General features: G+C 66.5%; 13 protein-coding genes and 1 tRNA gene. 5 read left to right on the plus strand and 9 right to left on the minus strand.

Going from position 1 to position 13,318, the window contains the following annotated elements; all coding sequences use genetic code 11:
- Positions 1 to 40 precede the first annotated feature (40 nt).
- A tRNA-Ser gene (locus AB5I39_RS06185) sits at positions 41 to 133 on the minus strand.
- Between the two features lie 205 nt (positions 134 to 338).
- On the opposite strand from AB5I39_RS06185, the gene AB5I39_RS06190 reads away from it, so the two are divergent.
- From AB5I39_RS06190 to AB5I39_RS06205, 4 genes are all read left to right on the plus strand, one after another.
- Positions 339 to 1,124, plus strand: coding sequence for an EipA family protein (locus tag AB5I39_RS06190; protein ID WP_404372534.1), 786 nt, complete (start codon positions 339 to 341; stop codon positions 1,122 to 1,124).
- Positions 1,125 to 1,241: 117 nt separating this feature from the next.
- Positions 1,242 to 1,649 (plus strand): DoxX family protein, encoded by a 408-nt coding sequence (locus AB5I39_RS06195; RefSeq protein ID WP_404372537.1) that lies wholly within the window; start codon positions 1,242 to 1,244, stop codon positions 1,647 to 1,649.
- Positions 1,646 to 1,792 (plus strand): hypothetical protein, encoded by a 147-nt coding sequence (locus AB5I39_RS06200; protein ID WP_404372540.1) that lies wholly within the window; start codon positions 1,646 to 1,648, stop codon positions 1,790 to 1,792. Before AB5I39_RS06195 ends, AB5I39_RS06200 begins: the two co-directional genes overlap by 4 nt.
- Before the next feature lie 103 nt (positions 1,793 to 1,895).
- Positions 1,896 to 2,183, plus strand: coding sequence for a CsbD family protein (locus tag AB5I39_RS06205; protein ID WP_404372543.1), 288 nt, complete (start codon positions 1,896 to 1,898; stop codon positions 2,181 to 2,183).
- A 43-nt stretch (positions 2,184 to 2,226) separates the two neighbouring features.
- Here the strand turns inward: AB5I39_RS06205 and pyrC are convergent, their stop codons facing one another.
- Positions 2,227 to 3,264 carry a dihydroorotase gene (pyrC, locus tag AB5I39_RS06210; RefSeq protein WP_404372546.1) on the minus strand — a complete coding sequence of 346 codons (1,038 nt, stop codon included), beginning with the start codon at positions 3,262 to 3,264 and terminating at the stop codon, positions 2,227 to 2,229.
- Positions 3,265 to 3,344: 80 nt separating this feature from the next.
- Between pyrC and AB5I39_RS06215 the strand changes: the two genes are divergently transcribed.
- On the plus strand, positions 3,345 to 4,085 hold the full coding sequence (locus tag AB5I39_RS06215; protein ID WP_404372548.1) for a YgfZ/GcvT domain-containing protein: 741 nt from the start codon (positions 3,345 to 3,347) through the stop codon (positions 4,083 to 4,085).
- A gap of 42 nt (positions 4,086 to 4,127) precedes the next feature.
- Here the strand turns inward: AB5I39_RS06215 and AB5I39_RS06220 are convergent, their stop codons facing one another.
- The 7 genes from AB5I39_RS06220 to AB5I39_RS06250 all read right to left on the minus strand — a co-directional run bounded on the left by AB5I39_RS06220 (position 4,128) and on the right by AB5I39_RS06250 (position 13,292).
- Positions 4,128 to 5,429, minus strand: a complete 1,302-nt coding sequence (locus AB5I39_RS06220) for a UDP-glucose dehydrogenase family protein (protein WP_404372551.1) — start codon at positions 5,427 to 5,429, stop codon at positions 4,128 to 4,130.
- 233 nt (positions 5,430 to 5,662) lie between these two features.
- Positions 5,663 to 6,793, minus strand: a complete 1,131-nt coding sequence (locus AB5I39_RS06225; RefSeq protein WP_404372554.1) for an OmpA family protein — start codon at positions 6,791 to 6,793, stop codon at positions 5,663 to 5,665.
- A 140-nt stretch (positions 6,794 to 6,933) separates the two neighbouring features.
- Positions 6,934 to 7,437, minus strand: a complete 504-nt coding sequence (locus AB5I39_RS06230) for a DUF2793 domain-containing protein (RefSeq protein WP_404372556.1) — start codon at positions 7,435 to 7,437, stop codon at positions 6,934 to 6,936.
- Positions 7,438 to 7,449: 12 nt separating this feature from the next.
- Positions 7,450 to 9,627 carry a phage tail protein gene (locus AB5I39_RS06235; protein ID WP_404372558.1) on the minus strand — a complete coding sequence of 726 codons (2,178 nt, stop codon included), beginning with the start codon at positions 9,625 to 9,627 and terminating at the stop codon, positions 7,450 to 7,452.
- A gap of 12 nt (positions 9,628 to 9,639) precedes the next feature.
- Positions 9,640 to 10,041: a peptidoglycan endopeptidase gene (locus AB5I39_RS06240; protein ID WP_404372561.1), complete on the minus strand. Its 402-nt coding sequence runs from the start codon at positions 10,039 to 10,041 to the stop codon at positions 9,640 to 9,642.
- Positions 10,038 to 10,850 carry a DUF2163 domain-containing protein gene (locus AB5I39_RS06245; RefSeq protein ID WP_404372564.1) on the minus strand — a complete coding sequence of 271 codons (813 nt, stop codon included), beginning with the start codon at positions 10,848 to 10,850 and terminating at the stop codon, positions 10,038 to 10,040. Before AB5I39_RS06245 ends, AB5I39_RS06240 begins: the two co-directional genes overlap by 4 nt.
- Before the next feature lie 126 nt (positions 10,851 to 10,976).
- Positions 10,977 to 13,292 carry a DUF2460 domain-containing protein gene (locus AB5I39_RS06250; protein ID WP_404372567.1) on the minus strand — a complete coding sequence of 772 codons (2,316 nt, stop codon included), beginning with the start codon at positions 13,290 to 13,292 and terminating at the stop codon, positions 10,977 to 10,979.
- Between the last annotated feature and the right edge of the window lie 26 nt (positions 13,293 to 13,318).

The following is a 13,318-nucleotide window of genomic DNA, read 5'->3' on the forward strand; positions in this document are numbered from 1 at the left end:
CGATTTCAGAAGATGCCGCGCACGGCAGCAAAGGCGCACTTGGCGGAGACGGAGGGATTCGAACCCTCGGTGGGAGTAAACCCCCCACGGCGGTTTAGCAAACCGCTGGTTTCAGCCACTCACCCACGTCTCCGGATCACAGCGAAGTGGCGCTATAGCGGTGCGCGCGCGCTTGATCAACCACGCATCACGCAGGGACTCGGCGCGAAATCGACTCGCTTGGTCGTGCGTAGGCGACGCCGTTCATTGCGGGGACAGGCTCACCGGCGCTACCCTGTGCCATTCGATTTTCGGGGGAGACGGCAATGCGGCGGGCGACAGGATATGCGAGGGCGACGATGCTTCTCGCCTGTGCGGTCGCGACGGCGGGTGCGCCGCTCTCCGCGCAAGTGCGCACGATCGATCCTAACCAGACGATCGATGCAGATTTGCGGGCTCGGGGATCGACGCCCGCGCCGCAGGCCAGCTATCCCGCGACATCCCAAACCGTGCCAGCCGATCCCGACGTGCGCCGGTATCCCGACGCCCCGCAATCGAGCGAGCCGATCCAGGGCGCACCAGTACAAGCGCCCAACCCCGCCACCGATCAAGGCGCTCAGGCGATCGCCCGCGACCGCGCCGATGCAGAAGCGGCGGAGAGCCAGACCTTCCAGCAGCAGGAATTGCTGAGCGCGGCCGAGACCACGTTCGGCAAGGGCGCGGCGGGCCTTGCCGGCATCCTGGAACGGACACTGAAGGAGCAAGGCCGGCCCAACGCCTATATCGCCGGGCGCGAGGCGTCGGGCGCGGTCGTCGTCGGCCTGCGCTATGGGCAGGGCACGATGTTCCACAAGGTGGAGGGCCAGCAGCCAGTCTATTGGACCGGTCCGTCGGTGGGCTTCGATCTCGGCGGCGATGCCAACAAAGTGTTCGTCCTCGTCTACAATCTCTACGATACGGAGGAACTGTTCCGTCGCTTCCCCGCAGCCGAAGGGCGGCTGTACTTCGTCGGCGGGTTCGCCGCGACCTATTTGCGGCGCGGCAACACCGTGCTGATCCCCATCCGGCTCGGCGTCGGTTGGCGACAGGGCGCGAATGTCGGCTATATGAAGTTCAGCCACAAATCGAAGTGGTTTCCGTTTTAGGGCGCAGCGAGTCAGGCGGCCGCGCCCGCCTGACTCGCGCAAGCCCGGCCAGCAGGCGCAAGCCTGACTGACGGCATGGCCTTTGCCCATGCCCGAACAAGCGCCTAAGCCTCGAGCATGACCACCACCCGCCAAATCCTCCGCGCGCTCCTCGCCGCAGCCTATCTCCTTGCGGGCCTCCTCCACATCCTCAAACCCGCCCCGTTCCTCTCCATCACGCCCGCCTGGGTTCCCTACCCAGCGCAGGTCATCGCGCTCACCGGCCTGTGTGAAATCGCCGGCGCCATCGCCCTCTTCATACCGCGATTACGCTGGTGGGCGGGTGCGCTGCTCGCGGGCTATGCGGTCTGTGTCTATCCGGCCAACGTGAAGCACGCGGTCGATTATATCGAACACGGCACCGGTGGCCTGACCTTATGGTACCACATTCCCCGTCTGGCGTTTCAACCCGTGATCGTGTGGTGGGCATTGTTCGCCGGTGCGGTCATCGACTGGCCGTTCAAGCCCCGGAGTGCGCGCGCATGAGTATCGACGACACGATTATCGACACGCCCGATGGGCCGATGACCTATGCCGAGTGGAAGAAAAAACACCCGATCCAAATCCCCTCGCGTCGCACCAAGGGGAAGGACCTCCCGGTCAAGGTCAAGCGCTTCACCGAAAAATAGCGGGTGTCTGCCCGCGCGGCACAATTCGGCGCGCCGTCCGTTTGGCCCCCGTACACCTGCCCGCCGATCCCCGCCGGGCACAACTGGACGAAGGGACACGATCATGAACAGCACTGGCATCAAAGGCGAAGCACAGGATCTCGGCGGCAGCATGAAGCAAGCCGCTGGCGATGCGCTCGGCAACCGCCGATTGCAGGGCGAAGGCATGGCCGATCAGGTGACCGGCGGCGTCAACAAGGCGATCGGCGCGGCGCAGGACGCGCTTGCGGCCGGCCCCGGACCAATCCTCGATCAAGCCCGCAGCTTCGCGCGCGAAAAGCCGTGGGCGACCGCCGCTCTGGTCGGCACGCTCGGCCTCGCGCTTTACAACACGCTGCGCGGTAAGCGCTAAGATGGCGCTTCGGGGCGGCCGCCATCGGTCGCCCCGAACCCGATCACGAAACCAGCCGCCATCCGATCGTCTCGTCGGCGTGGAACGGCACAACCGCCGTCGAGCCTTCGCTGATCACCTTGGGAACGCGCTGCTCCGCGCGCTCCAGCGTCACGGTCGCGGTGTTCAACGGCAAATTGTAGAAGCGAGGGCCATGCTCGGAGGCGAACCCCTCCAACTTATCGAGCGCCCCCTCTTCTTCGAACACCGCTGCATAGCTTTCGATCGCGAACGGCGCGTTGAAGATCCCGGCGCACCCGCAGGATGATTCCTTCCGCCCGATCTCGTGCGGCGCGCTGTCAGTACCGAGGAAGAAGTTGGCCGCGCCCGAGACTGCGGCGGCGCGCACCGCGAGGCGATGCCGCTCGCGCTTCACCACCGGGAGGCAGTAAGCGTGGGGCCGCAGTCCGCCGTCGAAAAGCGCATTGCGATTGAGATGGAGATGCTGCGGCGTGATCGTCGCCGCCACCATCGGCCCGCTCGCGCGGACGAAATCGACCGCCTCGGCCGTCGTGATATGTTCGAACACGATCTTGAGCGCGGGAAACTCCCGCACCAACGGCGCCAGCGTGCGCTCGATGAACACTGCTTCGCGATCGAAAATGTCGATCTCGCGGTCTGTCACTTCGCCATGGATCAGCAGCGGCATCCCGATCCGTTGCAGCGTCTCCAGCACCGGCCACAGCGCGCGAATATCGGTCACACCGTGGCTCGAATTGGTCGTCGCATGGGCGGGATACAGCTTGCACGCCGCCCACACACCCTCCGCAAAACCGCGCTCGATTTCCGCTGCATCGGCATCATCGGTCAGGTAACAGGTCATCAGCGGCGTGAAATCCACGCCCTCGGGCACCGCCGCCAGAATTCGCGTGCGATAGGCCTCCGCTGCGGCGACGCGGGTCACCGGTGGCGAAAGATTGGGCATCACGATCGCGCGCGCAAACTGTCGCGCGGTATAGGGCACCACCGCCTGCAGCATCGCGCCATCGCGCAAATGGACATGCCAATCATCGGGGCGGCGGATCGTCAGGCGCTCGGTCATGCCTGTCGGCGTAGCGCGACCCTGCCAGAATCGCCAGCCACGTATTGCCCGTGGCAACCACCACCACTACCTCGAACGTTATGACCGCCACCATGCTCGCCGATCGATCGCTGCTGCGCCTGTCGGGCGACGATGTGCGCGGTTTTCTTCAGGGCCTCGTCACACAGGACACTGCCAGCATCACCCCCGCGACGCCGCGATACGGCGGGCTGCTGACCCCGCAGGGCAAGGCCCTGTTCGATTTCATCCTCTGGGCCGACGAAGCCGAACCGACCGGCAATGCGGTCCTGATCGATTGCGAGGCGAGCGCTGCCGACGCGCTGGCCCGCCGCCTGACGCTCTACCGCCTGCGCCGCGCAGTCACGATCGAACGCAGCGATCTTGCCGTGCATTGGTCGCGCGAAGCCGGGACTGGCCTCCCCGACCCGCGCCTTGGCGAACTCGGGTATCGTTGGCTCGGCGCTGCGGGTGACCCAGCAAACGGGTGGCACGCACATCGCCTGTCGCTCGGGGTTACGGAAGGCGCGGCAGAGCTCGGGACCGACCAGACGCTCTGGCTCGAAACCAATGCGCGTGAGCTGAACGGCGTGAGTTTCACCAAAGGCTGCTACGTCGGTCAGGAAAACACTGCCCGGATGCACCATCGCGCCAAGGTCAACCGCCGCCTGGTCGTGGCGCCATTGGGCGAAGCGGGCGACCGCACCCGCACAACCTATCCCGAGCTGGGTGTGATGGTCGAGCTACGCCGCGTGGAGGCCCTTGGCGACGCACTAATGCCGGACTGGTTGGCCACAGCGCTCAAACACGACGAAAACGCCTGAAAAAACCGGCGCAGCGCGATAACGCTGCGCCGGCCTCCGATATCACCGCCCGATCGACGAATATGCGAAGCCAGCCTTGGCCACTTCGCTTGGCGGATAGACGTTGCGCAAATCGACCATCACCGGCGCGACCATCGTCCCGGCAAGGCGCTTGAGATCGAGTGCGCGGTAAATGTCCCACTCGGTCACGATCACCACCGCATCGGCACCCGCCGCTGCTTCATACGCATCGTGGCAATAGGCGATGTCGGGCATCATGCCCTTGGCGATCTCCATACCTTCGGGGTCGTGCGCCCGCACGCTCGCACCGGCATCGAGCAAGCTCTGCACGATCGCGAGGCTCGGTGCATCGCGCATATCGTCGGTATTGGGCTTGAACGTCAGCCCCAGCACCGCGACGGTCTTGCCCTTGGCATCGCCGCCCAGCGCCGCGATCACCTTGCGACCCATCGCGCGCTTGCGCGTGTCGTTGACCTGCACCACCGCTTCGACGATCCGTACCGGCGTCTCGTAATCCTCAGCGGTCTTGAGCAGTGCCAGCGTGTCCTTGGGGAAGCACGACCCGCCATATCCGGGCCCCGCGTGCAGGAACTTCGACCCGATGCGGTTGTCGAGTCCGATCCCGCGGCTGACATCCTGCACGTTTGCGCCGACCGCTTCGCACAGATCGGCGATCTCGTTGATGAAGGTGATCTTGGTCGCCAGAAACGCATTGGCGGCATATTTGATCAGCTCGGACGTGCGCCGACCGGTGAACAGGATCGGGCTCTCGTTCAGATAGAGCGGGCGGTAGATATCGCGCATCACTTGCTGCGCGCGCGCATCCTCGGTGCCGATCACGATTCGGTCGGGGCGCTTGAAATCGCCGATCGCCGCACCTTCGCGCAGGAACTCGGGGTTGGAGACGACCGCGATCGGGAAATCGCCCGCGACTTCCTTGAGGATCTCCTCGACCTTGTCGCCGGTCCCGACCGGCACGGTCGATTTGGTTACGACGACAACCGGCCCGTCGATCGCCTCGGCAATCTCGCGCGTGGCGGCAAAGACGTAGCTTAGATCGGCATGACCATCGCCACGACGCGACGGCGTGCCAACCGCGATAAAGACCGCATCGGCGCCCGCAACCGCCGCCTTCAGGTCGGTCGTGAACGTCAGGCGACCGGCGGCAACGTTGGTGGCGACCAGCGTGTCGAGCCCGGGCTCGAAGATCGGCATCTTGCCCGCTTCGAGCGCAGCAATCTTGCTCGCATCCTTGTCGACGCAAATGACGTCATGGCCGAAATCCGAAAAGCACGCCCCTGAGACCAGGCCGACATAGCCCGAGCCGATCATTGTAATCCGCATGATGCTCCCTTTATTCCGCCAACGGGCAGCGCGCCGCCGTTTAGAGCGCGCGCGACGCTTTCGATAGTCGCTCTACCCGATCACTTGGCAAATGCCAGCCCTGTGTGCGCTGCAACATGGTCGTCCTGTTCCGGCGATTCGCAGATCGGCAGGACGTTTCAGACCTCACGAAAAAGGGGAGACCAGCCTTGGCTGATCTCCCCGATTTTCTCGACCCTAAGGTCGGGTAGGGCTTAGTTGCCCGAACCCGGACCGTAGGTGACTTCGACGCGCCGGTTCTGGACCTCACGGACACCGTCAGCAGTCTCGACGCGCGGACGGCTCTCGCCGAACGCTTCCGAGGTGATGACGCCAGCCGGGATCGAATGCGCGGTCAGGTAAGCCTGGACCGAGTCGTTGCGGCGCTGCGACAGACCAACGTTGTAAGCGGGCGAGCCCGACTTATCGGCGTGACCGGCCAGCATGACCTTTGCGCTACCGCAGTTCTGATACTGCGCGATCGCGCCGTCCAGGATTGCAGCTGCCTCAGGCGTGACGTCCGACTTGTCCCATTCGAAGAACACGATGAACGGACCAGGCGAGCACTGAACGACCGGAGCGGGCGGCGGTGCCGGCGGCTCAACCGGCGGCGGCGGCGGCGCTTCGACAACCGGCGGCGGCGGCGGTGCAGCCGGCTCACCGAAGTTGTAGGTCAGACCACCGAGCAGGCTGTGCGTACGGAAACGGCCGTTGAACGACGTACCGGCGACGTTCACTAGCTTCACCTTGTCCGCAGTGAAGAAGCGATACTTTAGCGTCGCGTCGATGTGCTTGGTGATCGGTGCACGAACACCGGCCAGGCCCTGATACGCGAAAACCGTGTCGCTGTCGTCGAGGAAGTTCTGACGGGTGTTGAGCTGCGCGCGTTCCTTGACGCGGGCAACACCGACACCGCCGCCGACGAAGCCCTGGATGCCGTCATCGTCACCGAAATCGAGCAAACCGTTGACCATGAAGCTCAGAGCCGAGCTACGGCCACCGGCATAATCATAGGTGCCGGGAACTGCCGTCGCGGGACGGTTCAGCGAATTGAGCACCGGAGTACCCACAGTCGACCGATACGAGTCGATCGTAGCAGCCTTGTAACCGACTTCGGCTTCAAGGCGGAAGCGACCCAGGTCGTAACCAATGACGCCGTCGACATCATAGCCGTAATTGTGATCGACGGTACCGGCGGCCTTAACGGTGCCGATATCGAACTTAATGTCTTCCACGATCATGGCGCCACCTTCGACACCCACGTACCACGCGTTGTCGCGTGCGAGGGCTGGTGTGGCGACGAGAGCAGTGGAGGCAAGCGCCATAGCAACGGCAAGCTTCCGCATAAAAATCCCCTTCTTCTGGTTGTCACTCGGACAGCGCTAACTCCCTACCCAATGCTTGGTTTCCACGCAAGCGCACAAATACGCCTGCTGTTGCCGATCGGCCACAGGGGTGAGAGAAGGCGACGCGCGAACCGCCAGGTTCAGGTCGCGATCAAACCATGCGACCGCAGTGCAGCAAGAATTTCGGCGATTGTCGCCCGCGCTTCGACGTCGCTGACACTGCCGCCCGTGGGACTCGTGATGGGGGCCTGCTGCGCACCGACCACCGCCGCCCCCGCCAGAACCAAGCGCGTTCCGCTCAGCTGTCCGATCATCCAGTTTCTGCCGGAAAACCGCGCAATCGCGTCATCCGTGCGGCTCCACGCGGCCATCCCCTCACGCGGTGGGACGAAGCGCCACCCACCCGCCGTCCACCCCGCCAGCGCGTGTGCCTGACCGCTCCATGCGCCGCTCGGGCTGGCCCCCACCACCCAACAGGCACCTTCGCTCGGGGCGATCGGCGGCGTGTCCACGCCCACCGCCTCGACCACCGGCTGCACCGCCAAATCGAGCAGCGTCAGCGCCTCGTTGTGAGACACTTCCTTCTGCGCTTGACCGATCTGCAACAACGGCAGCCCTAGTCGCACGGTCGTTTCGTCGCTCACCGTCGCTCTCCCTCACATCGTCCATTCCAGCAAGCGAATCGCCACCGATATCGATTCGCCGAGCGCGCCAACCTGCCGCACGCTGACCATCACCCCACCTGCGCGCTCGGCCGCCGTCACCAGCATTGCGGGCGTCGCCGTCTCGATCGTGGGCGCGGACCCGTCGTCGCGGAGCAGCGTGACGCGGTAAGCTTCGCGCTCTTCGCCAAGCGGCACATCGACGCCGTCGATCCAGCGCCACCCCGCGCGGCTGCGCCGAATCCACCGCACTGCAGCATCGCCATTGCCAACCTCCGACCAGCGCAATCCAACCGGGGCCGGCGGCAGGATCGATCCACCAGCCACCAAGGCGCGAGTCTCGACCGGACCCGCCGTATCACCGGTCCCCGACGCCATGATCCGGACCTCTCCGCCCACCGCCGACAGCGGCAGATCGAGCGAAAGGGCCGACTCGCGCTCGATCAAAACGAAGCGATCACCAACCCCCTGCGTCCCGATCTTCGCCTCGGTCGCCCGGCGCCCGCGCCATAGCCCCGACAGCCGCCAGCGCGTCGCGCTGATCTGTTCGGCCGTTCCAAATTGCAGCAGTTCGTCGCCGATCAAGGCGAGATTGACCCCAGCGTCGAGTGCGCTCCAGTCGGCGCTAGACAAGGCCATAGCCTCGTGCGCCAGCTCGATCTCGAAGGCATTCCGCCGATCGACGAGTGCCGCGCGCGACATCCCCGGTACGGTTACGATTTGCCCGATCACCCCCGGCGCTGCGGTCGCGCCCAGGCTGGTCCAGCGCCCGCCTCCATCCGTGCTGTACGACAGCATGGCCCGCCGCCACCCGGGCTCGGTACCGGCTGCCACTACTGTAATGCGGGGCGCGCGCAGCACCGCGTCATCGAGCGGCAACGTCTCGAATGCGGCCAGCAACGTCGCGCCAGCCGTCACATCGGGCGCAGACAGCACCCGTCCAGGGCTCCCCTCCAACGGCAGCGTCCCCGCCGCCAGCCGTACGCATTCCAGATGCACGACGCTCCGCTCGAACGCCCAGCCGCTGACGCGCCACACCCCGCTGACGCCTGCGATCGTCACGCACGCCCCCGGCACCACGTCGAGCGCATCCCAGCCGAGCGTTACCGTCCGCCGCTCGCGCCCCGCCTCACCGCGCGACAGCACCGCCTCGGCCATCGTCTTCGCCGCCCCGGCATCGATCGCCGCGGGCATCTCGACGCGCTCTTCCCGCGTTCCCGCCCCCGGCCGCCGTGCGTGCTGCACCCCGGTCTGGAAATCGCGCGCTGGATCATAATGCGCCAGCATGACGCTGCGCGGCACCGTTTCCAGCGCCGCGATCGCGCGTCCATGCTTGCCGCGCGATGATCCCGCCGCGACCGTATCGCCATCGGCAATCGCGCGATCCACGGCCAGCCCGGCGCGCATCCGCACGCCACCATCGACCGGCGCGAACCAGGCCCCGCCCGCCACCGCGAGTGTCTCGACCACGCCCCGCACGCTGTCACCGTAAGCCGCGAACCCGCCGAGCACTTGCCCGGCCTCGCCGCCGTCGATCACACCGCCCGACAGGTCCGCCGCAATCGCCCCGACCGTCACCGGCGCGTCATCAGCGATCACCTCGAACGTCAGCGACGGGATGCGGTTGCCATAATCCGCCAGTTGAAAATGCTCGAACACCGCGTACGCAATCCCGCGATGCGCCGGGGTTAATCCGGACCCTTCCGCCGCCGCGATCAGCGGATCGACCGCCTGCCCCTCGTCACCCAAATGCAGGCGAAAACCGGTAGCACTCTTGAAGTCGCCACCCGCCCCCCGCAGCAATTTGCCGTCCGCCCAGATTCGCCCGACCCCGGCAATCCGCCGCGCCGACAAGGCCACCGCGAAAGATGCCGAATAGCTGTAATTGGTCGTGCTCGGCTGCCCCTTTCCATTGCTGCTCGTCGATCGGCTCTCGACCAGGTCGGTCGCCCAGACCACACACCCGCCGATCCGCATCGTGCCGAACAACCGCGGGATCTGCGTGCCATAGCTTGACGTCTGCAGCTTGAGTTCGGTCAGCCGTGGCCCCTCGCGGCCCTTCGGCTTGAACAGGATGGTGCGGTCGACCGCATTGCCGATCACCGCGCCGATCGCTCCACCAACGGGTCCGCCAACCACGCTGCCGATCGCCGTCAGCACCAAAGTCGCCATCGTGCTGCTCCCTCAATCCCCGATCACACGCCAGCAGCCGAGCATCGGCCACGGCGGCACGCCCGGTCGCTCGACCACGCGGCGAAGGCCAGCATCGGCATGGACGATCCCGCCGGGCACGATCACCGCCATATGAAATTGCGTCGCATCGCACGCGAACAGCGCGAGATCGCCCGGGCGGGGCGCGTCGCCGCGCACCAGCCCGCTCGCATCCAGCCGCGCCGCCAGCACCGCCGCATTCCCGCCGCGCAAGGCGTAATCCGCCGGCACGACCCAGCTGAAGCCCGCTGCCCGCATCGCCAGCGCCGCCAGTCCGACGCAATCCAGGCCATAGGCCGGATCACGCCCCTGCAAGCGAAACCGCGTTCCCACCGCCCCGCGCGCCGCCGCCACCGCGCGCTCTGCTCCGGTCACGCGCCCGGATACCGCGTCAGCAGATCGATCCCCGGCAGATATGGCTCGCCGCGGAAATTCCCCGCATTGCCGAACCGCGCCGCGCACGTGGCGAGACTCTTGTCGCACCCCTCGATCAGCTCCACCAGATCGCCCGCCGCCACCGGCAGCACGGGGTCGGCGCGCAGCGTCACGGCCACACCGTCGGACTGCGACACGGCGCTTTCCAACCCCGAATTCGCCCCACCGATCCAGCGCAGCAGCCCCGCGCCATAAGCATTGCCGGCAGGCTCGACCGCATCGATCGTGACCACCCGATCGACACAGGCCACCACCCGCGCAAACCGCCGCCGCCCCGCCATCGCGACACCGCAGCGCCGGTCGCCCAGCTCCGCGCGACATTCGGGCGACGTCGCCTCCACCACCGGCCGCTCTAGCAGCGCCGCACTCCCGCGCAGTTCGGCGGTAAACGAATGCCCGTCGGTCTCGACCGCGCCGATGACGCCCTCGCCCAGCGCGACCTTACCCGGTTCCGCCCCCGTCCAATCGACTGCGAACAACGCCACCCGCGCGCCGTCCCAGCGCCCGGCGAGCAAATCGCGCTCGCCAATCGCCGCACTGGTCAGAGCGCCCGCAATATCCATCGTATCGGCATCGAGCCCGTCGCCACGTTTGATCGCCGACGGCGTCATCCCCGGCGCGGCGCGATGCACCAGCCCGTCGATCAGCAAATCCCGGTCATGATCGGTCAACCCGATCGCCACCCCATCGCGCCGCTCGATCCGCCAGCACAAGGCGATCGTGGTCAGGGGGCCTTGGAGAAAGGTCATATGCGTCTCCGCATGGGTTGGAAATCTGATAAGCCAGTCGGAGGCCCCTGTTCCGTTCGTGCTCAGCCTGTCGCACTGGCCCTTGGACAAGCTCAGGGCGAACGGAAGGTGGAGCTGCCGCGCCGCTTAGAGTTCCCGCACCTCAAGGAGCGGCACCGCCGTCGCCGCCCCCGCCAGAAAGGTCGCGCGATTGACGCTCAACCGATCCTCGGCAAAGCGCACCGGGACATCGAACAGGAACCCTGCGCTCACCGCGACCCCCACCGCAGGCGGGGTATCAAGCTCGACGAATCCCCCCGCCACGACCGAAAAGGCCGACGTCTCTACCCCGCCGACCGCCACGCGCACGCTTCCCGCAACCGGCCGGGTAATCCGCCGCTGCATCTCGCCATATGCCTTCACCAGAGCGAAGCGCACGTTCACCCCGTCGCCCACGCCGAGCACCTGATCGGTCGCCCCCGGCACCGCGCCGCCGGACGAAAAATCGAACGGATCGCGCAGTCGGAACCCCCGCGCCGGCCCCATCCGCGCGCGAAAGAAGGCGAGCAGCGTCGCGATATCCGCCTCCGATCGCACCCCCGGCCCGACATCGTAGCGCGTCCGCGCCTCGGCCCAGCTCGCATTGCGCGCCTCATGCCCGCCCCCGCTCGTCACGATCGCGGTCGAAAATTCCGGGCTCACCTCCGCCTCGCGCCCCAGCGCCAGCGGAAACAGCACATCGTCGAACGCCTGCACGTCGCTCTCCTCGGTATCGAAATGGACGAACCCGTCGCGCAGCACCTGCGGCAAAGCCCAGACGAAGCTCCGCGCCACACCACGCGCTCGCGCCGCCTCGGCCGCAGCCTCGATCGCGCGCCACTGGCTTGCCTGATCGGGCCGCAACACGAAGCCCGAGAAATAATGCGTATCCGCCGTCGCATAGCCCAACCGCGCCTGCGCCGCCGCGACGGCACGCGCCGTCCCCGCGACGTTCCGCGCAGTCACGTAATCATAATCCTCGAGCTGCAGCACATCGAACGCCGGCGCCGCCCAGCCGAGCGGCACGTTCGCCCGCGCCACCTCGGGCGCATCGCTCGATAGCACGCTCGGCAAATAGACCAGCAAATGCGTCTCGACCGCGGGAGCCGCAGCCCTCACCGCCGCGACCAACGCTGCCGTCGAGTCCGCCAGCAACGCCCCCGCCGCATCGAGCAACGCCTTTTGCGCCGCCGTCATCACCGTCGCCACATCGGCAATCTCGACCGGACTGCCCCCAAACGCCGCCCGCGCGGCATCGTCGTACAGGCACGGCCGCGCGTTTCCGTTCGAATCGGGCGGCATCACCCACCACCACGGCTCGCCAACCTGGAACTTCGGCGCCAGCCCTGCCGCAAGCGCGATCCCGATCAGCTCGACCGCCACCGCCCGCAGATACCCCATCGCCCCAGCCGATGCGGGCGACAACAAGGTTGAGGGCGGCTCCCACCCGGTCAGCGCCGGCGATCCGTCCCACGCCCGCTGCTTCCAATCGCCCCAGCAATGCGCATCGAACAGTTCGTAACTGAGCGACCAGATCACCTCATAGCCCAGCGCCTTCGCGCGTTCCGCAAAGTCACGCTGCCACGCCGCTGCGGCGACATTCAGCGCGCCGCCCGCCAAACTCGCGTAAAAGCCGCCGGAATTGGCCTCCAGCCGCATGTAGTGGCTCATGCCCACATAATGGACGATGCTACCGCGATACCCGAGCAGCAGCGCGTTGCGCAGCAAGCGCGCGGGCGTCAGATTGTACGAATCGTCATAGCCACTCGCGATCTCCAGCGCATGCTCAGGCACCACCACATCGCCGATCGCCAGCACCGCCCCCGGCCCCTCGCAAGCGATGTCGGTCAGCTCCGCCCACGCCTTCACCGGCGCGGCGAGCGGCACGCTGCTGCCGGGCACGAACCCCGGCGGCACCAGCGACACGAACATCCGGTCGACATCCCCCGCCCACACCGGATCGGCCTCGCCCGGCAGCAGGAACCCGCCGTCGATCTGCGCGAAATCGAGCGAAACGACCGCATCCTCGGGCGACCCCGCGGCATAATTCCACAACCGCACATACCAGGCACGGGGCCCACCCGCCGCATCGCGCCCCTCGATCGTCAGCACCGGGCCATTGACCGCATCGAGCGCGATTACGCCGCCTGATCGCCACCGGAACGCCAGGCGACACCCCCGAAAATCGCGCGCGGTTTCATAGCGAAGCAATGGATGATCGAAGCGATCCTCCGCCTCCCAAATCAACCCCGCAAGATCGCCTTCGGTATAGAACACCGCATCGACACGCAGCGCATCGGGCGCCGCGGTGGTGACGGCGGCCATCATCGGCCGCGGAAAATTCACCGTCCAGAACCGCGGATCGAAGCGTGAGATCGTGCTTTCGGTCTGCACGGTCCGTTGGTCAGCTAACCAGAATGGCATGACATGAGCCCCGATACTATTCGCGC

Origin of the sequence: Sphingomonas sp. MMS24-J45 (assembly GCF_044881195.1) — a bacterium.
GTDB lineage: Bacteria > Pseudomonadota > Alphaproteobacteria > Sphingomonadales > Sphingomonadaceae > Sphingomonas.

Excerpts from the sequence above, each read along its gene's own strand:
- AB5I39_RS06190 (WP_404372534.1), top strand. The coding sequence starts at position 339 with ATGCTTCTCGCCTGTGCGGTCGCGACGGCGGGTGCGCCGCTCTCCGCG.
- AB5I39_RS06195 (WP_404372537.1), top strand. The coding sequence starts at position 1,242 with ATGACCACCACCCGCCAAATCCTCCGCGCGCTCCTCGCCGCAGCCTAT.
- AB5I39_RS06200 (WP_404372540.1), top strand. The coding sequence starts at position 1,646 with ATGAGTATCGACGACACGATTATCGACACGCCCGATGGGCCGATGACC.
- AB5I39_RS06205 (WP_404372543.1), top strand. The coding sequence starts at position 1,896 with ATGAACAGCACTGGCATCAAAGGCGAAGCACAGGATCTCGGCGGCAGC.
- pyrC (WP_404372546.1), bottom strand. The coding sequence starts at position 3,264 with ATGACCGAGCGCCTGACGATCCGCCGCCCCGATGATTGGCATGTCCAT.
- AB5I39_RS06215 (WP_404372548.1), top strand. The coding sequence starts at position 3,345 with ATGACCGCCACCATGCTCGCCGATCGATCGCTGCTGCGCCTGTCGGGC.
- AB5I39_RS06220 (WP_404372551.1), bottom strand. The coding sequence starts at position 5,429 with ATGCGGATTACAATGATCGGCTCGGGCTATGTCGGCCTGGTCTCAGGG.
- AB5I39_RS06225 (WP_404372554.1), bottom strand. The coding sequence starts at position 6,793 with ATGCGGAAGCTTGCCGTTGCTATGGCGCTTGCCTCCACTGCTCTCGTC.
- AB5I39_RS06235 (WP_404372558.1), bottom strand. The coding sequence starts at position 9,627 with ATGGCGACTTTGGTGCTGACGGCGATCGGCAGCGTGGTTGGCGGACCC.
- AB5I39_RS06245 (WP_404372564.1), bottom strand. The coding sequence starts at position 10,850 with ATGACCTTTCTCCAAGGCCCCCTGACCACGATCGCCTTGTGCTGGCGG.
- AB5I39_RS06250 (WP_404372567.1), bottom strand. The coding sequence starts at position 13,292 with ATGCCATTCTGGTTAGCTGACCAACGGACCGTGCAGACCGAAAGCACG.